An 18,942-nucleotide genomic window follows, 5' to 3' on the forward strand; every position below is an offset into this window, starting at 1 on the left:
GGCAGGACGGACGCGCGCCCGAGGCGCCGGCGCCGGTCACAGCGCTTTCCAGAACACCAGGATCAGGCCGGCATAGGCCGCCGCCAGCAACGCGGCGCCCTGGATGTCGATCGCCCGCCGCTGGCCCTCGGCGGGGTCCAGCCACCAGCGCATCCGGTTGGCCGCCCAGGGCACCAGGCGCGACGTGATCAGCACGCTGACCACGTTGCCGACGAACAGGGCCACGGGGAAATCGAGCTTCAGCACCTGCGTCAGCAGCGGCGTGCCGATCAGCAGGCCCCAGAGGAACACCGTCGGGTAGAGCGTCAGGAGGACGATCATGTTCATCTTCCAGGCCGGGGGCGGCGGCGCGCCCGCCGGGGTCGTGTCCCGGAACCATTGCTCGAAGCCGCTCTGCACCTTCCGGGTGTGGAATTCCGCGGTCAGCGGCGCCGCCTCCTCGATCAGGGCCTGGCGCTCGGGGGAATCGAGCCAGGCCTGCAGGTTGGCGTCGCAGTCGAAGCGCAGGATCGCGACGAAATCCTCCTGCACCCCCGGCACCGCCGGCTCGAACCGGTAGCCCTGCAGACCGCGCGCCTTCGACTGGGCCGCCGCGACCTTCTGCTCCCAGCGGAGATAGGCGGCCTCCAGGCCGGGCTTCACCCGGGTGCTGATCACCGCCGAGACCGGGGCCGTGCGGGCGGCGCTGGCATCGTCGGTGACGATGTGGACGTCGTCGCGGCCGACCAGCATCGTGGCGGTACCCTCGATCCGGGATTGCCGCTCGGGCGAGGTCAGCCAGCGCCGGGCATGGTCCAGGCTGTCGAAGCGCTGGAGGATCACCCAATCGACCTGCAGGGGCGGATGCGGCGGCATCAGCCGCTGCTCGATGAAACCGGGAAAGGTCGCTACCACCGCGCTGGTATCGCCCTGCCACCGGGCGAAGGCGTCGGCGCTCTCCGGCCGGACGGTGGTCTGGGTGACGATGCTGACGCTCACCGCGGGCGCGCTCATCGGGCGGCGCGCTTGTCGGATTGGCGATCCGGGCCGAATGGCAGGACCCGCCGGGCTGCCGGCCCCACGAAGGCGACTCGTTCCGCGATCCGGCAGCGACCCGCGCGGCCGATCCGCCTCTCCATCGCCCCCGGCGGTTCGGAGATCAACCTGGCGCTGCCAGTCCAGGCCGCAGCCGGCGCCACGCGGTTGGGACCGGTCACGCCGCCGTCGATGCGATCTGCGCTGACTTGGGGCTCGGCGTTCGCCCACGCCGAAACATCGAGCGAATCGTTGTGCATCGTGCCCCTGCCGAATTTCCAGCGGCGATCTGGAATTGTCGTGCAGTAAGCATATGAATTTGATGTCGGTCAATGCAATATCTGTGGACTATGGACTGTATTATGTAAATACACCATAAGACAATCTAATAGATCATGATGCTCGGCAACGACAAATAAAACGCACTGCGAACTGCGGGTTTAGGGCGATCCTGGACGTCGATGCTGTGACGCGAGAGGTCGCGACGGGCGCCGGTGAGACGGACCGACAACAAAAATCCCCGCCGCTCCACCGGGGGGGCGCCCGCGCGGGTCGGTACGGGGATGCGAATATCGCCTCGCATGAGGGCGGCAGCCGGGGACGCAGGCCGCTCCAGCTCCACGCTTTGCGAGGGAGCGTCTGCATCGTTTTCGGAGGGCGGGGCGAGATGCCCTCAGTTCCGCGCCAATCCGTCAGCCTCGTCCAGAGAGGTGTGTTATCGCCGGACCGATAGGGTCCGGTCGGGCCTCGGGCGATCCGAAACCCGACCTGCGCAGGAAGCGGCCCGAAGACCCGGCTTTCCGCCGCGGCCGTCGGGCGTCGCGCTCAGTCGCGCACCACCACCTTGGTGCCGACCCGGACCCGGTCGTAGAGGTCGACCACGTCCTTGTTGGTCATGCGGATGCAGCCCGAGGAGACCGCGGCGCCCATGGTCTCGGGCTCGTTCGAGCCGTGGATTCGGTAGAGCGACGAGCCGAGATAGAGGGCGCGGGCGCCGAGCGGGTTGTCCTGGCCGCCGGCCATGTAGCGCGGCAGGTCGGGGCGGCGGGCCAGCATCTGCTGCGGCGGGCGCCAGGCCGGCCATTCCTTCTTCATCGTCACGGTCTTAGTGCCGGACCAGGAAAACCCCTGCCGGCCGACGCCGACGCCGTAGCGGATCGCCTCGCTGTTCCCAAGGATGTAATAGAGCCGGCGCTGGCGGGTCGAGATCACGATGGTGCCGGGCTTCTCGGTGCTGTTCCAGCCGATCGTCTCGCGCGGGATCGCCTGGCTGCGGAAGACGTTCAGGAAATCCGCGAGCGGCCCGCTATCCAGCGGGCTGGCGGACGCAGGCGCGCTCCCCAGCAGGGCGCCCGCCAGCGCGAGCATCGCGATCCGTCTCGACATGGTCTTCATCCTCATCACGTGCCGGTTCTTGCCGATGGCGTCGGTAGTCGCGGGTGGGCCGCGATCCTCCGGCGAACCGGCCCGGACTTCGCGGCAAGGTTGAGGCCGGTGGGGTGATGGGCGCGATTCCGGCCGCCCCTGTGGGCTCCGGGCAACACCGGGAATCGGCCGTCAGCGGGTTTCTGGCGTCCTGGGGCGATGCCGCGACGGTACCGCGGTGACGAGCTGCGCCTCGTCGGGGCCGGTCACCACCCACACGCTGCGGATGCGGGTCCATCGTCCTGTCGGGGTGCGGAGCGGTCCCTGGCAGACCATCTTGGTCAGGCCGCCGCTTGCGATGAACGTCATTTCGGTGTCCGGATTGTCGACATGCGCGAAGACGGCGTCGGCGAACCCGACGGGATCGGCTGCGCTGAAGCCGACGCCGAGGAAGAACTTGGCCTTCGACCCGCCACTCGGGTGATCGAGCTTCAGAAGATAGCCGCCGATCTTCTCGCCCGGGATGGCGAGCGTCTCGGGAATCGGCCGCGTGGTCACTTGGCGCGGACGGCGGCGGGAATCACTGCCGAGGCGGGGATGGTCACCAGCGCCCCCTCGGGCTCGGCGAATTCCACGATGAGGGTCTGCATGTCCGGCGCCACGTAGACGATCGTGCCCGCGGCACCGGCCGGCATCGTGTCGCCGTCATCCGTCACGGCCTCCGCGCGCAGCACGACGCTATCGAGGTCCCGGAAAACGGGCTCGGCGCGACGCAGGGTATATATCGTCTCGACCGACATGCCGGTAATTTGGCCCGCGCCCTGATCTTCCGCAAGCCGCGGGACCCGGTGGAGCCGGCGCGACGCCGTGGGTGATTGCGCCGGGGGACAGCCATGCTTATCTCGGGTTCGTGATCCGATCCGCCGCCCTTCTGGCCCGCTGCGTTGCGGGCTCGCCGGACCGCCTCGTCCGGAGCCTCGCCGTGCTGGCGGTGCTCGTCGTCGCGGCGGCTGCGCTGATGGCCGCGCCCCGGCCGGCTCGGGCCGCGCCCGCGGCGGGTCCGGCCTGTTCGGTGGTAAGCCAGGCTGTGGCCGTCCTGTCGGATGCGCGCAAGCTCGATGCGCGTAAAGCTGCCCCCGAGGCCCGCCGGTCGCTGTTCGACGGCACCGACCTGTGCCCGGCCGATATCGAGATCGTCAGCGAGCTCGGGCTACCGCGCCGTCCGGTCGAGGCGGAGCGGCCCCGTCACGCCGCTGCCGCAACCTACTTCTATCAGACGGTCGCCGCGCCGGCCTCCGGGCCGGACGAGGCCCTGCACCGGCCACCCCGGGCGGCCTGATCCGCGCCGCCGGATCCGTCCGGCTGGGCGCCCCGAACGCCGCCGTATAGGCGCAACAGCCTCGTCCCCGACGCGTTTCCGGGACAAGGACTTCAAGTCTCGATCGTGCATCCTTCGGGTTCCGGGGTCCGGAAACCGCTTTTCGGGATGATGCGCGATCCGCCTCGACGACGCGCGGCCCTCGCTCCGCGCCGGCCTCTGCAGACGCATGATTTTCCAGGAGCGTCGGAACCCGTGACCCGCACCTCGTCCGCCCCCACCCCGTTCCCCGTCCGGCGCCGCGTGCGCCTTCTGGGATCGGCCGCCCTGCTGGCCCTGGCGCTGGGGGCCTGCAACCCGAAGCAGACGGCCGCGCCGACGCCGCCGGTGCCGGAGGTCGGCTTCGTCACGGTGACCCCGCAGGCGATTCCCTACCTGCGCGACCTGCCCGGCCGCGTGGCGCCGATGCGCATCGCCGAGGTCCGGTCGCGGGTCTCGGGCCTCGTGGTCAAGCGCCTGTTCGAACAGGGCAGCCAGGTCAAGGAAGGCGACATCCTCTACAAGATCGACCCGGCTCCCTACGAGGTCGAGCTCGCCAGCGCCGAGGCCGCGCTCGCCCGTCAGGAGGCCGCCCTGGTGCTGGCCCGGCAGCAGGCCGACCGGCTCGAGCAGCTGCTGACCCGGGCCACCGCCAGCCAAGCCCAGTACGACGCCGCCTTCGCGGGCAAGAAGCAGGCGGAGGCCGAGGTCGCCGGCGCCAAGGCGGCTCGGGACCGGGCGCAGCTCAACCTCGGCTGGACCGACGTGCGCGCGCCGATCACCGGCCGGATCGGCCGGGCGCTGCTCACCGAGGGGACTTTGATCGAGCCGGGCTCCACGGGGGCGCTCGCCACGATCCAGCAGCTCGACCCGATCTACGTCGACATCACCCAGTCGGTGGGCGAGCTGAACCGCCTGCGCCGGGATCTCGCCAGCGGCGAGCTCGCCCGGCTGGAGGACAACACCGCCAACGTCCACCTGATCATGGACGACAATTCCCTCTACCCGCTGGCCGGCCGGCTGCTGTTCTCGGACGTCACCGCCGATCCGAGCACCGGCCAAGTGACCCTGCGGGTGCAGTTCCCCAACCCGCATGACGAGCTGTTCCCCGGCATGTACGTCCGCGCCCGGATCAAGCAGGGCATCGATTCCGACGCCATCGCGGTGCCCCAGCAGGCGATCCAGCGCACCGAGGACGGCCGCGCCGAGGTCTGGCTGGTGCGCGCCGACGACACGGTGATGCGCCAGCCCGTCGAGGTCGGGCCGGTGGTCGGGCAGAACTGGCTGATCCGCGACGGGCTCAAGGGCGGCGAGAAGGTCGTGATCGACGGCGTCCAGAAGATCACCGTGGGCGCGAAAGTGAAGCCCGTGGACCAGACTCCGGCCCACGGCGAGGCGGGCCCGAAGCACGATGCCGACGAGGCCCCCGATGCTCCGGGTGACCAAAAGCCCGGCGACAAGGCGGACGCCGCCCCGCGCGCCGCCGCGGTCAATCGCCACTGAGCCCGGGAGACCCCGACCATGGCACGCTTCTTCATCGACCGCCCGGTCTTCGCCTGGGTGGTGGCCCTGTTCATCTGCCTGGGCGGCGCCCTGGCGATCCCGAACCTGCCGGTGGCGCAGTACCCGGTCATCGCGCCGCCCCAGATCGCCCTGTCCACGGCCTATCCCGGCGCTTCGGTGGACAGCCTCTATGTCGGCACGACCCGGCTCATCGAGGATGAGCTGAACGGCGCGGCCAACATCATGAACTTCGAGTCGACCACCGACTCGTTCGGCTCGGTCAACATCACCGCGACCTTCCTGCCCGGCACCGAGCCGGCCCTGGCCTCCGTGGAGGTGCAGAATCGGTTGAAGCGCGTGGAGGCCCGCCTGCCCGCGGAAGTCCGCCAGCAGGGCATCCTGGTGGAGGAGGCCTCGGCCGCCACCCTCAACATCATCACCCTGATCTCCAAGGACGGGTCGATGGACGAGGTGGGTCTGGGCGACTTCCTGATCCGCAACGTCATCAACGAGATCCGGCGCATTCCCGGCGTCGGGCGCGCGACGCTCTACTCCACCGAGCGCTCGCTCCGGGTCTGGGTCGATCCCGACAAGCTGCGCGGCCTGTCGCTCAGCGCCGAGGACGTGACCCAGGCGATCCGCAACCAGAACATCCAGGTCGCCTCCGGCTCGGTCGGTGCCCAGCCGAGCCCGACCAAGCAGGCGGTGACCGTGCCGATCATCGTGAAGGGCCAGCTCGGCACTATCGAGGATTTCGGCGCGATCGTGCTGCGCGCCAATTCCGACGGCTCGAACGTGCGCCTGCGCGACGTCGCCCGGATCGAGCTCGGCGGCGACGCCTACCAGTTCTCCACCCGGCTCAACGGCGGCCCGGCCGCCGGCATCTCGGTGACGCTGGCCCCTGACGGCAACGCGCTCGAGACCGCCAAGGCGATCCGCGCCAAGATGGAGGAGCTGTCGCAGTTCTTCCCGCCGGACCTGAAGTGGGACATCCCCTACGACATCACCCCGGCCGTGAAGGCCTCGATCGAGAAGGTGCTGCACACCCTGGTCGAGGCGGTGGTGCTGGTCTTCCTGGTGATGTTCCTGTTCCTGCAGAACATCCGCTACACCCTGATTCCCACCATCGTCGTCCCGATCGCCCTGATGGGCACCGTGACGGTGATGTGGATCTCCGGCTTTTCGGTGAACGTGCTCACCATGTTCGGCATGGTGCTGGCCATCGGCATCCTGGTCGACGACGCCATCGTGGTGGTGGAGAACGTCGAGCGGATCATGAACGAGGAGGGCCTTCCGCCCAAGGAGGCCACCCGCAAGGCCATGGAGCAGATCACCGGGGCGATCATCGGCATCACCCTGGTGCTGATGGCGGTGTTCATCCCGATGGCGTTCTTCCCGGGCTCGGTGGGCATCATCTACCGGCAGTTCTCGATCGCCATGGTGACCTCCATCGCGTTCTCGGCGCTGCTCGCCCTGTCGCTGACGCCGGCGCTCTGCGCGACCTTCCTGAAGCCGGTGGAGAAGGGCCACGGCCACGCCAAGGGCGGCGTGTTCGGGATGTTCAACCGCTTCGTGGACCGGGAGACCGCCCGCTACGGCCGCGGCACCGCCTGGGCCATCCGGAAATCCGGCCGGGTCATGCTGGTCTATCTCGCCCTGGTGGCGGGCACGGCCTACGCCTTCATCAGCCTGCCGGAAGGCTTCCTGCCGGTGGAGGACCAGGGCTTCTTCACGGTCGACATCCAGACGCCGCCCGGCGCCTCCTACAACCGCACCCAGGAGGCCAACCGCCGGGTCGAGGAGCACCTCTTGGCGCAGCCGGGCGTCGCCACCGTGACCATGCTCAACGGCTTCTCGTTCTCCGGCCAGGCGCCGAGCACCAGCCAGGCCTTCGTGACCCTCAAGCCCTGGAGCGAGCGCGACGCGAAGAACTCGGCCGCCGCCCTGGTGGCCGGCACCAACGCGGCGCTCAGCACCTACCGCGACGCCACCGTCGACGCCCAGGAACCGCCGCCGGTGGACAACCTCGGCAACGCCGCCGGCTTCTCGTTCCGCCTCCAGGACCGGGCGAACCGTGGCTACGCGGCCCTGCTTTCGGCCCAGGATCAGCTGATCAAGCTCGCGCAAAGCAGCCCGATCCTGCAGAAGGTGAAGATCGAGGGCCTGCCGCCGACCCCGCAGGCGGAGCTGATCGTCGACCGCGAGAAGGCCGCGGCGCTCGGCGTGAAGTTCGAGGACGTCAACGCCACGATCCAGCTCAACCTCGGCTCGGTCTACACCAACGACTTCCCCAACCGGGGCAAGATGCAGCGGGTCTACGTGCAGGCCGAGCAGCTGCAGCGCATGAACGCCTCCGACATCCTCAACTACGCGGTGAAGAACGCCTCCGGCACGATGGTGCCGATGTCGTCCTTCGCGGAGCTGAAATGGGGCATGGGGCCGAGCCAGATCGTCGGCTTCAACGGCTACCAGTCGGTGCGCATCACCGGTGAGCCCAATCCCGGCTACACCTCGGGCGACGCCATCGCCGAGATGGAGCGGCTGATGCTCCAGCTGCCCAAGGGGTTCGGCTATGCCTGGACCGGGCAGTCGTTCCAGGAGAAGCAGGCCGGCAGCCAGGCGACCCTGTTGCTGGCGCTCTCGGTGCTGATCGTGTTCCTGTGCCTGGCCGCTCTCTACGAGAGCTGGGCGATCCCGGTCTCGGTGCTGCTCGTCATCCCGCTCGGCGTGATCGGCGCGGTGGCGGCGGTGCACCTGCGCGGCATGCCCAACGACGTGTACTTCAAGATCGGCCTGATCACGATCATCGGCCTCTCGGCCAAGAACGCGATCCTGATCGTGGAATTCGCCAAGGACCTCTGGAAGCCCGGGACCTCGGTGGTGCGCGCCGCGGTCGATGCGGCAACGCTGCGGTTCCGGCCGATCGTGATGACCTCGCTGGCCTTCATCTTCGGCGTGGTGCCGCTGGCCATCGCCACCGGCGCCGCCTCGAAGAGCCAGCAGGCCATCGGCACCGGCGTGATGGGCGGCATGATCACCGCCACCGTGCTGGCGGTGTTCTTCGTCCCGGTCTTTTTCGTCGTCGTGATGCGCCTGTTCCGGCGCAAGGCCGTGGCTGAGGGCGAGCGGGGGGGGGGGGCGGACGAGGCGTCAGCCCGGCAGCCTCACCATGCGGCGGCGGCCGAGTAGGAGCGAGGGGACAACAAGCGCCTGAACCACCACGCGTTTTCCCTCCCCCTTGCGGGGAGGGGTCAGGGGTGGGGGTGTTGCAGGGTCGAGCGCGGCGGTGCCTCCTGAACCACCTCCACCTCCAACTCCTCCCCACAAGGGGGAGGAGAGCGCGGCGCGCCTTGAGCAGGCCGATGTATGAACACGGCACCCGCTCAAACCCGTATTTTGCATACGGATGGTCTGAACCTTGCTGTGGGTGTGTGGCCGATGCGGTTTGCTCGCGCGCGGCGCTCGGCCTAGGCTCAACCCCTGCGCTGGTGATGGCGGCCTGCCATCAACTTCCACGGCTCCGGAGATCCGCTTGTCCCGTTCGACCCTGAAGATCCTCGCCCGCGGCGTGGCCGCAGGCGCGGTCGCGACCTTCGCGCTGGCGGCCCTGCCCGCCCAGGCCGCCAACGTGTTCCGCTTCGCCTTCCAGGGTGATCTCAAATCCCTCGACCCGTACTCCCTCAAGGAGAGTTTTACCGAGGGCATGCAGCAGGCGGCCTACGAGTCGCTGGTCACCCTCGACAAGAACCTGAAATTCGCCCCCGGACTCGCCGAATCCTGGGAGACGCCGGAGCCGACCCGCTGGCGCTTCCACCTGCGCAAGAACGTCAAGTTCCATGACGGCACGCCCTTCACCGCCGACGATGTGCTCTTCTCCGCTCAGCGCGTCCGGGCCTCGGGCTCCAACTTCACCACCAACGTCCCATCCGACGCCGAATTCGTGAAGGTCGACGACTACACCGTCGACATGGTGCTGAAGAAGCCGAACCCCATCGCCCTCGCGCAGTTCCCGACCTGGCTGATCATGTCGAAGGCGTGGTCCGAGAAGAACGGCGCCGCCCAGCCCACCCCGGCCAACGCCACCAGCCCGAGCTACGCCACCCTGCACGAGAACGGCACCGGCCCGTTCGTGATCGCCGAGCACCAGCCCGGCGTGAAGACGGTGTTCAAGAAGTTTGACGGCTATTGGGGCAAGGCCGAGTCGAACCTCGACGAGGCGGTGCTGACCACGATCGCCAACCCGGCGACCCGCGTCGCCGCACTCCTGTCCGGCGAGGTCGACTGGATCGACCCGGTGCCGCTCCAGGACCAGCAGCGGGTGAACGCCAGCGGCACCGCCATCGTGATGGCAGGGCCGGAGCTGCGCACGATCTTCCTTGGCATGGACCAGGACCGAGACGAGCTGAAGGATTCCTCCGTCAAGGGCAAGAACCCGTTCAAGGACATCAAGGTGCGCGAGGCGTTCTACCTCGCCATCGACGAGGAGACGATCGCCAAGCGGGTCATGCGCGGGCAGGCCGTGCCCTCGGCCCTGATGATCGCCCCCGCGCTCTACGACCGCGCCAGCGAGATCAAGCGCCCGGCCACCGATCTGAAGAAGGCCAAGGAGCTGATGGCCCAGGCCGGCTACCCGGACGGGTTCACACTGACCATGGACTGCCCCAACGACCGCTACGTCAACGACGAGGCGATCTGCCAGGCGGTGGTCTCGATGCTCGCCCGCATCAACGTCAAGGTGAACCTGAACGCCCAGCCCAAGGCCAAGTACTTCGCCAAGGTGCTGGCGCCGAACTACGACACCTCGTTCTACCTGCTCGGCTGGACGCCGTCCTCGCTGGACAGCCACAACATCCTCTTCGAGATCGTCGGCTGCCGGAAGCCCGGCGACAAGTCGGGACGCGGCAGCTGGAACCTTGCCGGCTACTGTGACCCGAAGATCGATGAGATCGCCGACAAGGTCGAGGGCGAGACCGACAAGACCAAGCGCGATGCCCTGATCAAGGAGGGCTTCGAGACCCTGAACGCCGACTGGGGCTACATCCCGCTGCACCAGCAGGCCCTAGCCTGGGGCGTCTCGAAGAAGGTCCACCTGACTCAGCGCGCCGATAACCTGCTGCTGCTCTACTGGGTCTCGAAAGACCCGCAGTAGGGGCGGGGCGTGCTCGCCTTCCTGCTGCGCCGGGTGATCCAGGCGGCCGCGGTGCTCGCGGTCGTTGGGCTCATCGCGTTCTCGATGTTCCGGTTCGCGGGCGACCCCGTGAACCAGATCGTCGGGCCCGACACCCCCGCCTCCGAGCGGGCCGAGATCCGCAAGAGCCTCGGCCTCGACGATCCGGTGCTGGTCCAGTTCGCCCGCTATGCCGGCGACGTGGTGCGGGGCCGGCTCGGGATCTCGTACCAGTTCCGCCAGCCGGTCTCGCAGCTCCTGGCCGAGCGCATGCCGGCGACCCTGGAGCTCGCCTTCTGCGCCACGGTCTTCGCCCTGGTGGTCGGCGTGTTGATGGGGGTCTTCTGCGCGCTGCGCCGGGATTCCTGGCTCGCCGGGCTGTTCCAGGCGGTCTCGCTCATCGGCATCAGCCTGCCGACCTTCCTGATCGGCATCCTGCTGATCTACCTGTTCTCGGTGACGCTGGGCTGGCTGCCGTCCTACGGGCGCGGCGACACGGTGCGGCTCGGCTGGTGGACCACCGGCTTCCTCACCTGGTCCGGCCTGAAGGCGCTGATCCTGCCCTCCATCACGCTCGGCCTGTTCCAGATGACGCTGATCATGCGGCTGGTCCGCGCCGAGATGCTGGAGGTGCTGCGCACCGACTACATCCGCTTCGCCCGGGCGCGGGGCCTCTCCACCCGCGCCGTCCACCTGCGCCACGCCCTCAAGAACACCCTCGTGCCGGTGATCACCATCGCCGGGCTCCAACTCGGCTCGGTCATCGCCTTCTCGATCATCACCGAGACGGTGTTCCAGTGGCCCGGCATGGGCCTGCTGTTCGTCCAGGCCGTGCAGAACGTCGATATCCCGATCATGTCCGCCTACCTGCTGCTCGTCGCGCTGATCTTCGTGACCATCAATCTCGTGGTCGACATCCTCTACACCGTGGTCGATCCGCGCCTGCGGCTCTCGTCCCCCCGGACCGCGTAAGGGTGAGCCGATGAGCGGACGCGATATCGACGTCGGCGACGCCCCGCCGGTCCCGCTGCAGGTGGCGTCGCCCGGCCGGCTCGCGCGCTGGCGCGACTCCGACCTGCTGGCGAGTTTTTTGGGCTCGAAGACCGCGATGGCGGCGCTTCTGGCCACGGTCCTGATGGTCGGGCTCGCGGTCGCAGCCCCCCTAATCTCGCCCCAGAACCCCTACGACCCGGCCCAGCTCGACCTGATCAACTCCAACCTGCCGCCCATCTGGCAGGCGGACGGGCAGGCGCCGTTCTATCTCGGCACCGACGACCAGGGTCGGGACGTGCTCTCGGCGGTGCTCTACGGCCTGCGCCTGTCGCTGATCGTTGGGGTGCTTGGGGTGATCACCTCAGGCGTCCTCGGCATCGCCCTGGGATTGGTTGCCGGCTACGCGGGCGGGGCTCTCGACACGCTGATCATGCGCGTCGCCGACGTGCAGCTCACCTTCCCGGCGATCCTGATCGCCCTGGTGGTGGACGGCGTCGCCCGGGCGAGTTTTGGCGGCGCCCTCGATGTCGGGCCGCTGATCGGGCTGATCGTGATCTCGATCGGCCTGTCCTTCTGGGTCCAGTACGCCCGCACGGTCCGCTCCTCCGTGATGGTCGAGAAGGGCAAGGACTACGTTCAGGCGGCCCGGCTGATCGGCCTGACGCCCCCGGTGATCCTGGTGCGCCACGTGCTGCCGAACGTCACCGGCCCGGTCTTCGTCATCGCGACGATCAACCTGGCGCTGGCGATCATCACCGAGGCGACCCTGTCGTTCCTCGGCACCGGCCTGCCCGAGACCATGCCGTCGCTCGGCACCCTGATCCGCACCGGCAACCGGTTCCTGTTCTCCGGCGAGTGGTGGATCGTCGCCTTCCCAGGCCTCGCGCTGGCCGGTCTCGTCATCGCCATCAACCTCCTGGGGGATTGGCTGCGCGACGCCCTCAATCCAAAGCTGCAATGAGCGAAACCATCCTCTCCGTGCGCGACCTCACGGTCGCCTTCGACACGCGCCGCGGGCCGCTCACCGCCATCGACCGGGTCTCGTTCGACATCGGCCGGGGCGAGATCCTGGGGGTCGTCGGCGAGTCCGGGGCCGGCAAGTCGGTCACCGGCTCGGCGGTGATCGGGCTGATCGACCGCCCCGGCCGCATCGCGGGCGGCGCCATCCATCTGCGCGGCGAGCGCATCGACAACCTGTCTCCCGAGGCGATGCGGCGGGTGCGGGGCAAGCGGATCGGCATGATCTTCCAGGACCCGCTGACCTCCCTGGACCCGCTGTTCCGGGTCGGTGACCAGATCGTCGAGACCCTGCGCGCCCATACCAAGCTCTCGGCCAAGGCGGCCCGCACCCGGGCGATCGACCTGCTCGCCGAGGTTGGCATCCCGGCCCCCGAGCGGCGGATCGACGGCTATCCGCACGAATTCTCCGGCGGCATGCGCCAGCGCGTGGTGATCGCCCTTGCGTTGGCCGCCGAGCCGGAGCTGATCATCGCCGACGAGCCGACCACGGCGCTGGACGTCTCGGTCCAGGCCCAGATCATCACCCTGCTCAAGCGCCTCTGCCGCGAGCACGGCACCGCGGTGATGCTGGTGACCCACGACATGGGCGTGATCGCCGAGGCCGCCGACCGGGTCGCGGTCATGTATGCCGGGCGGGTCGCCGAGATCGGCCCCGTCGCCGCCGTGGTGCGTGAGCCGCATCACCCCTACGCGGTCGGCCTGATGGGCGCGATCCCGACCCTGTCGCAGGAGGCCGACCGGCTCAGCCAGATCCCCGGCTCGATGCCCCGGCTCACCGCCATCCCGAAGGGCTGCGCCTTCAACCCGCGCTGCCCGAAGGTTTTTGCCCGCTGCCGCATCGAGCGGCCCGAGCCGATCCTCGTGGGCGCGAGCCGCGTCGCCTGCCACCTCTACGACGTCACGGAGAAGGCGGCGTGAGCGCCTATGTCGAGGTCACCGACCTACGCCGCCTGTTCGATGTCTCAAAACCCTGGCTGAACCGGGTGATCGAGCGCGAGCCCCGCCGGTTCCTCACCGCGGTGGACCGGGTCGGCTTCACCATCGCCAAGGGCGAGACCTTCGCGATCGTGGGCGAATCCGGCTCCGGCAAGTCCACGGTGGCCCGGATGGTGGTCGGCCTGCTGCCGCCCTCGGCCGGCGAGGTTCTGATCACCGGCATCTCGATGACCGATCCCCGGGAGGCGGCCGCAAGGCGGCGCCTGCGCTCGCGCATCCAGATGATCTTTCAGGACCCCTACGCGTCGATGAACCCGCGCTGGCGCGTGGGCAAGATCATCGCGGAGCCGATCCGGGCGTTCAACCTGATCCAGGGGGAGGGGGCGATCCGCGCCCGGGTCGGCGAGTTGCTCGGCCTGGTCGGCCTCCACCCGGACGACTCCAAGAAGTACCCGCACGAATTCTCCGGCGGCCAGCGGCAGCGGGTCGCCATCGCCCGGGCGCTGGCCAGCCAGGCGGAGTTCCTGGTCGGCGACGAGCCGACCTCGGCGCTGGACGTCTCGGTGCAGGCGCAGATCCTCAATCTGATGCGCGACCTGCAGGACCGGCTGGGTCTGACCTACCTGTTCATCTCCCACAACCTCGCCGTGGTCCGCCACATGGCGACCCGGGTAGGGGTGATGTATCTCGGCCGGCTTGTGGAGGTCGCGGCCGCAAAGGATCTGTTCGCGAGGCCCCGCCACCCCTACACGCGGATGCTGCTCGACGCGGTGCCCGACCTCGCCCATGTCGGCCGCGCTCGGGTGCCGGTCTCCGGGGAGATCCCGAACCCGATCGACCCGCCCCCCGGCTGCACCTTCAACCCGCGCTGCCCGCTCGCCAACGACCGCTGCCGCACCGAGATCCCGGCTCTGCTCGACGGCGTCGCCTGCCACGCGGTGCAGGAGGGGCGGGCCTGATTTCCGGGACGATGCAGGCCGGATCGAAGGCTTGCTGCCGCCCTGGAAACATCATTCGGTTGCCAGGCGCACGCGCGGCCGTCACTTCCTCAGCGGCACGCCCTTCGTGGTGAAACGCGGCGCGCCCGGATGGCGCATGGGGCGCGACTGGCCGCCCGCCTTGCTCGCACCGGCGCCCGTTCCCGGCGGCTGCGAGAGCGGCACGAGCTGGTCCGGCCTCGGCCCGATGAGATCCGCGCGGCCCATCGCTCGCAGCGCCTCGCGCAGCAGGGGCCAGTTCTCGGGGTCGTGGTAGCGCAGGAACGCCTTGTGCAGCCGGCGCTGCCGCATCCCCTTGATCGCGTCGACCGGCTCGCTGCCGCCGCGCCGGACGCCCTGCAACGGGTTGATCTCGGTGTGATACATGGTCGTGGCGGTCGCCATGGGCGAGGGCAGGAACGTCTGGACCTGATCGGCGCGATAGTCGTTCTTCTTGAGCCAGAGAGCGAGGTTCATCATGTCCTCGTCGGTCGTGCCCGGATGCGCCGCGATGAAATACGGGATCAGGTAGTATTTCTTGCCGGCTTGCTTGGCGGCGGCGTCGAACATCTCCTTGAAGCGGTCATACGTGCCGATGCCCGGCTTCATCATCAGGTCGAGGGGGCCGCGCTCGGTGTGCTCGGGCGCGATCTTGAGACGGCCGCCGACGTGATGGGTCACGAGTTCCTGGACGTATTCGGGGCTCCGGACCGCGAGGTCGTAGCGCACCCCGGAGGCGACCATCACCTTCTTGACGCCCTTCACCTCCCGGACCTTGCGATAGAGCCGGATCAGGTCGTCGTGCGAGGTGTTCAGGTTCGGGCAGATGTCCGGAAAGACGCAGGACGGCAGGCGGCAGGCTGCCTCGATCTTCGGGTCCTTGCACGCCATCCGGTACATGTTCGCCGTCGGCCCGCCGACATCCGAGATCACGCCCGTGAAGCCCGGCGTCTTGTCGCGGATCTTCTCGATCTCGCGCAGGATCGAGCCTTCCGAGCGGTTCTGGATGACGCGGCCTTCGTGCTCGGTGATGGAGCAGAAGGTGCAGCCGCCGAAGCAGCCGCGCATGATCGTCACCGAGAACTTGATCATGTCCCAGGCGGGGATCTTCGCGTCGCCGTAGGACGGATGAGGCGCGCGGGCGTAGGGCAGGTCGTAGACCGCATCCATCTCCTCGCTGGAGAGCGGGATCGGCGGCGGGTTCAGCCACAGGTCGCGGTCACCGTGGCGCTGGACGAGGGGGCGGGCGTTGCCGGGGTTGGCCTCCCGGTGCAGCACCCGCGAGGCGCGGGCATAGGCCTCCTTGTCGTCCTTGACCTGCTCGTAGGCGGGGAGCCGGATCACGGTCTCGCCGGGGCGACGGGCGGCGGCCTCGTCGGTCGAATCGAGATCGTCGGCGGGCAGCTCGGTGTAATGCGCGGGCACGCGGCGGAACAGGGCGACGCCCCGGACGGAGTCGAGGTCTTGCGGCGTCTCGCCGGCCGCAAGGCGGTTCGCCACCTCGACGACGGCGCGCTCGGCATTGCCGTAGATCAGCAGATCGGCCTTCGCATCCGCCAGGATCGAGCGGCGCACCTTGTCGGACCAGTAATCGTAGTGGGCGATGCGCCGCAGCGACGCCTCGATGCCGCCGAGGATGATCGGCACGTCTTTGTAGGCCTCGCGGCAGCGCTGCGTGTAGACGATGGTCGAGCGGTCCGGGCGCCGGCCGCCTTCTCCGCCCGCCGTATAGGCGTCGTCATGGCGGAGGCGACGGTCCGCCGTGTAGCGGTTCACCATCGAATCGAGATTGCCGCCGGTGACGCCGAAGAACAGCGTCGGCCGGCCCAACGCCTTGAACGGCTCCGCCGATTGCCAATCGGGCTGCGCGATGATGCCGACCCGGAATCCCTGCGCTTCGAGCAGCCGGCCGATGATGGCCATGCCGAAGCTCGGATGATCGACATAGGCGTCGCCCGTCACCAGGACGATGTCGCAGGAATCCCACCCGAGCGCGTCCATCTCGGCGCGGCTCATGGGCAGGAACGGCGCCGCCTTCCTGAGAAGCGGCACCTTGCAGCCGAGCGTCGCCAGGGATTGGCTCGCAGAAGTTTGGAGGTCCATGGGGTGGGTGCATAGACCGCCAAGGCCGCGAGCTCAACGAAGAGCGCGGGTGTCGGGAGCCGCGACCTTTTCGACGCGCCCGAGACTTGCTTTCGATCTGCGCAGGAAACGGCAATCGGGCCCGCGCCGGGACGCAAGTCTGTCTCTGCCGGCCAGCTTTTGTCCTGGGGCGGTGTCTCTTCGACATCCGCTCATGGATATCGGGACGGACGCTCGAACGGTAAGGTAGGGCCGCAAGCGGAGGGCGGCGCGCGAATGCCCCGCCCCGCGAGAGGCGACGTGCAATCTTCTCAGGCGTCGCGCCACTCGGAAAAGGTCGCCGCCTGGCCCACCGTCACGCCGTCGCGGTCGAGCTGCCAGACCACCGCCTGCTCGATCCAGAAGCGGCGGCCTCCCTTGGCGATCCGCAGGCCCCGGTAGCCGCGGGTGAACCCGTCCCGGGCGACGGCGTCGAGGAGGCGCTGCCGCTCGGCGCGCTCGGGAGCCTCGGCCGAGAGTCGCGACGGCAGGCCGATCAACTCGTCCCGGTCGTAGCCGAAGCAGGCCTGTGCGGCCCGGTTGGCGTAGACGAAGCGCGGGTCGGCACCGCCGTCATGGGCCAGCACCACGAAGGGCGCCTGCGCGTAGAGCCAAGCCGCATCCGCCCCCTCCGGCACCAAAGCCGCGCCGAGGCGCCGCCGGTAGCTGCCGGTGAGGACGGCGAAGAAGTCGGGATCGTGCGAGAGGTCCATCACGGCGGTCCGGAAGCTGAAGCTCAAGGAGAGCAGCGCATACCTGGTCCCGCGCCGATCGCGGCGTGCCGAACTTCACCCTACAGCACCGGATCCGCGTCGATGCGCATCCGCAGGATCGCGTAGGGCCGCTGCTGCAGGTCCTGGCCGCGATTGTATTCCGGCCGGCGATTCACCTGGGCGCCCGAGATGTAGAGCCAGCGGTCCGGGGTGATCCAGAACGTGTCGGCCCAAACCAGGCGGTCGTCGGCGGCCAGCACCTCCACGGTGCCGTCCGGCCAGCGCCGGCCCACCGCGTTGTGCTCCTGCAGGCTGAGATAGATCCGGTCCTGCGAATCCGTGGTCAGGCCGCCGGTCATGCCCTTCTCGCCGAGATCCTGGACCTTGGCGGCCAGATCTTCATCCGAGACCTTCGAGTCGAGGAGCGCCGCGGTCTCCACCGCGTAGAGGCGTCGACTCATCAGCGGCGCGTAGTACAGGCGGCGTCCGTCCGGGCTGATCGCGATGCCGTTGGCGCCGCCCTTCGGGTGCTTGGCCGGAGCATCGCCCTTCTGCTCCATCACCGGCCGCAGCTCCACGAACTTGACCACGCCCTCCTCGGTGGCGGTGCTGTGGTGGTCGGCCAGGCGCCGGGTCACCCGCCCGCTGGCGAGGTCCACCGCCAGAATCGCCCCCTGGCCGCCCTGGCCCTGGTCGGTGATGTAGGCGAGTGCCCGGTCGTCGCGCACGTCGATCCGCAGGTCGTTCAGGGAGGAATGTTCGACGACGCCCGCGTCGAGCGGGATCACCCGGCGGATCTTGTCCTGGGTGATGTCGATCTCCACGAGCTTGGCGGCCCCCGGCACCGGCTTGCCTTTGCCCTCGGGCAAACCGGAATCGAGGATCCAGAACGTGTCGTTGCGGTCGAACACGCCGTTGGGGACGTGGAACAGGGTCGCCTGTGGGTCCTTCGGGTCCGGCTTATTGGTCCGGGCGTCCGGGTAGGGTTTCACCGAACCGTCGGGCAGCACCTCGCCCAAAGTCACCGGCTCCGAGCCGGTGAAGCGCGGCATCATCACGAACATCCGGCCGCCCCGAGCGATCGCCAGCCCAGTGGGCGTGGACGGGGCGTCGGCGCCTCGTGCCAGCTCCAGCACCCCGGCGGGGCGGCTGGTCGGGGGCTCACGGTGGGAGGGCGGCGCGGCTTTCGCCGGTCCGGCCGCGAGGGCGACGAGGCCCGATCCGATCAGGCGGCGGCGGTCGAGGGGCATGGGGATCCTGTGGGGGCATGGCGGGTCGGCGGCCCGCCTCAGCCGTTCCGGCAGGTCGAGGGGCCTCCCGGGCCCGCAGGGTCGGGAATACCGGCCCAACGCGCGGCGGGGGGCGGGTGATCCCGCCTCGGATCGCGGCGCAGGCGGGCGATCACGGATCCGTAGGACTGATCGGATTTGTGATCCGGCGTATCAAATGGCAGACATCTTCGCTTCGTTTCATATATGTGCGCGTGTCGATATCGAGGTGAGTTTTTTGCGATCAAATATAAGATAATTATCGATTTAACATCTATATTTATCTATTGATAAAATTCTTGACATTCTTGTCTGTCTCGCGCTAAGGCCGGTTTAGTATCAGTAACGACATCGATCGGTTGCGGAGTATCCGGTCGCGCGGCAAAAGTTTTTCAACAGACCAGCGTGGGACCGCGGGCCGATTGCCGCCGGAAATACCTTGGCGCGTCTTCGTAGGGTCGGGATCGGGTCCGGATATGCCGTGTTCCGGCTCCGGTGTTCATGATCG

General features: G+C 68.7%; 15 protein-coding genes. 8 read left to right on the forward strand and 7 right to left on the reverse strand.

What is annotated here, in order from left to right; translation table 11 throughout:
- Nucleotides 1-36 precede the first annotated feature (36 nt).
- The 4 genes from BM228_RS05420 to BM228_RS05440 form a co-directional block, all read right to left on the reverse strand.
- Nucleotides 37-993 carry an antibiotic biosynthesis monooxygenase gene (locus BM228_RS05420; protein WP_092037952.1) on the reverse strand — a complete coding sequence of 319 codons (957 nt, stop codon included), beginning with the start codon at nt 991-993 and terminating at the stop codon, nt 37-39.
- 846 nt (nt 994-1,839) lie between these two features.
- Nucleotides 1,840-2,400: a L,D-transpeptidase gene (locus tag BM228_RS05430; RefSeq protein ID WP_092037955.1), complete on the reverse strand. Its 561-nt coding sequence runs from the start codon at nt 2,398-2,400 to the stop codon at nt 1,840-1,842.
- Between the two features lie 171 nt (nt 2,401-2,571).
- Nucleotides 2,572-2,937, reverse strand: coding sequence for a DUF6883 domain-containing protein (locus tag BM228_RS05435; protein WP_092037957.1), 366 nt, complete (start codon nt 2,935-2,937; stop codon nt 2,572-2,574).
- Nucleotides 2,934-3,179, reverse strand: coding sequence for a hypothetical protein (locus BM228_RS05440; protein ID WP_092037959.1), 246 nt, complete (start codon nt 3,177-3,179; stop codon nt 2,934-2,936). Before BM228_RS05440 ends, BM228_RS05435 begins: the two co-directional genes overlap by 4 nt.
- A gap of 71 nt (nt 3,180-3,250) precedes the next feature.
- Between BM228_RS05440 and BM228_RS05445 the strand changes: the two genes are divergently transcribed.
- The 8 genes from BM228_RS05445 (at nt 3,251) to BM228_RS05480 (ending at nt 14,314) form a co-directional block, all read left to right on the forward strand.
- Nucleotides 3,251-3,718: a hypothetical protein gene (locus BM228_RS05445; protein ID WP_092037960.1), complete on the forward strand. Its 468-nt coding sequence runs from the start codon at nt 3,251-3,253 to the stop codon at nt 3,716-3,718.
- Between the two features lie 282 nt (nt 3,719-4,000).
- Entirely contained in the window at nt 4,001-5,239 is a 1,239-nt protein-coding gene (locus tag BM228_RS05450; RefSeq protein ID WP_208611992.1) for an efflux RND transporter periplasmic adaptor subunit, read from the forward strand.
- Nucleotides 5,240-5,257: 18 nt separating this feature from the next.
- The gene (locus tag BM228_RS05455) at nt 5,258-8,428 is read left to right on the forward strand and encodes a multidrug efflux RND transporter permease subunit (protein ID WP_092037963.1); all 3,171 of its coding nucleotides are present in this window, start codon (nt 5,258-5,260) and stop codon (nt 8,426-8,428) included.
- A 343-nt stretch (nt 8,429-8,771) separates the two neighbouring features.
- The gene (locus BM228_RS05460; RefSeq protein ID WP_092037965.1) at nt 8,772-10,388 is read left to right on the forward strand and encodes an ABC transporter substrate-binding protein; all 1,617 of its coding nucleotides are present in this window, start codon (nt 8,772-8,774) and stop codon (nt 10,386-10,388) included.
- Between the two features lie 9 nt (nt 10,389-10,397).
- Nucleotides 10,398-11,378 carry an ABC transporter permease gene (locus BM228_RS05465; RefSeq protein WP_092037967.1) on the forward strand — a complete coding sequence of 327 codons (981 nt, stop codon included), beginning with the start codon at nt 10,398-10,400 and terminating at the stop codon, nt 11,376-11,378.
- A 10-nt stretch (nt 11,379-11,388) separates the two neighbouring features.
- The gene (locus tag BM228_RS05470) at nt 11,389-12,360 is read left to right on the forward strand and encodes an ABC transporter permease (protein ID WP_092037968.1); all 972 of its coding nucleotides are present in this window, start codon (nt 11,389-11,391) and stop codon (nt 12,358-12,360) included.
- Entirely contained in the window at nt 12,357-13,337 is a 981-nt protein-coding gene (locus BM228_RS05475; RefSeq protein ID WP_092037970.1) for an ABC transporter ATP-binding protein, read from the forward strand. Before BM228_RS05470 ends, BM228_RS05475 begins: the two co-directional genes overlap by 4 nt.
- Nucleotides 13,334-14,314 carry an ABC transporter ATP-binding protein gene (locus BM228_RS05480; protein WP_092037972.1) on the forward strand — a complete coding sequence of 327 codons (981 nt, stop codon included), beginning with the start codon at nt 13,334-13,336 and terminating at the stop codon, nt 14,312-14,314. Before BM228_RS05475 ends, BM228_RS05480 begins: the two co-directional genes overlap by 4 nt.
- Nucleotides 14,315-14,395: 81 nt before the next feature.
- Here BM228_RS05480 and BM228_RS05485 read toward each other — a convergent pair whose 3' ends face one another.
- The 3 genes from BM228_RS05485 to BM228_RS05495 all read right to left on the reverse strand — a co-directional run bounded on the left by BM228_RS05485 (nt 14,396) and on the right by BM228_RS05495 (nt 18,416).
- Nucleotides 14,396-16,348, reverse strand: coding sequence for a YgiQ family radical SAM protein (locus tag BM228_RS05485; protein WP_425284912.1), 1,953 nt, complete (start codon nt 16,346-16,348; stop codon nt 14,396-14,398).
- Between the two features lie 377 nt (nt 16,349-16,725).
- Nucleotides 16,726-17,166 carry an MEKHLA domain-containing protein gene (locus BM228_RS05490; protein WP_167367664.1) on the reverse strand — a complete coding sequence of 147 codons (441 nt, stop codon included), beginning with the start codon at nt 17,164-17,166 and terminating at the stop codon, nt 16,726-16,728.
- Nucleotides 17,167-17,246: 80 nt separating this feature from the next.
- Nucleotides 17,247-18,416 (reverse strand): L-dopachrome tautomerase-related protein, encoded by a 1,170-nt coding sequence (locus BM228_RS05495; protein WP_092037976.1) that lies wholly within the window; start codon nt 18,414-18,416, stop codon nt 17,247-17,249.
- Nucleotides 18,417-18,942: the final 526 nt, after the last annotated feature.

The sequence above is a fragment of the Methylobacterium pseudosasicola genome, assembly GCF_900114535.1.
Taxonomy (GTDB): Bacteria; Pseudomonadota; Alphaproteobacteria; order Rhizobiales; family Beijerinckiaceae; genus Methylobacterium; species Methylobacterium pseudosasicola.

Coding starts and splice junctions, on each gene's coding strand:
- BM228_RS05485 (WP_425284912.1), bottom strand. CDS start 16,348: ATGAGCCGCGCCGAGATGGACGCGCTCGGGTGGGATTCCTGCGACATC.
- BM228_RS05490 (WP_167367664.1), bottom strand. CDS start 17,166: ATGGACCTCTCGCACGATCCCGACTTCTTCGCCGTCCTCACCGGCAGC.
- BM228_RS05495 (WP_092037976.1), bottom strand. CDS start 18,416: ATGCCCCTCGACCGCCGCCGCCTGATCGGATCGGGCCTCGTCGCCCTC.
- BM228_RS05440 (WP_092037959.1), bottom strand. CDS start 3,179: ATGTCGGTCGAGACGATATATACCCTGCGTCGCGCCGAGCCCGTTTTC.
- BM228_RS05455 (WP_092037963.1), top strand. CDS start 5,258: ATGGCACGCTTCTTCATCGACCGCCCGGTCTTCGCCTGGGTGGTGGCC.
- BM228_RS05470 (WP_092037968.1), top strand. CDS start 11,389: ATGAGCGGACGCGATATCGACGTCGGCGACGCCCCGCCGGTCCCGCTG.
- BM228_RS05430 (WP_092037955.1), bottom strand. CDS start 2,400: ATGTCGAGACGGATCGCGATGCTCGCGCTGGCGGGCGCCCTGCTGGGG.
- BM228_RS05475 (WP_092037970.1), top strand. CDS start 12,357: ATGAGCGAAACCATCCTCTCCGTGCGCGACCTCACGGTCGCCTTCGAC.
- BM228_RS05420 (WP_092037952.1), bottom strand. CDS start 993: ATGAGCGCGCCCGCGGTGAGCGTCAGCATCGTCACCCAGACCACCGTC.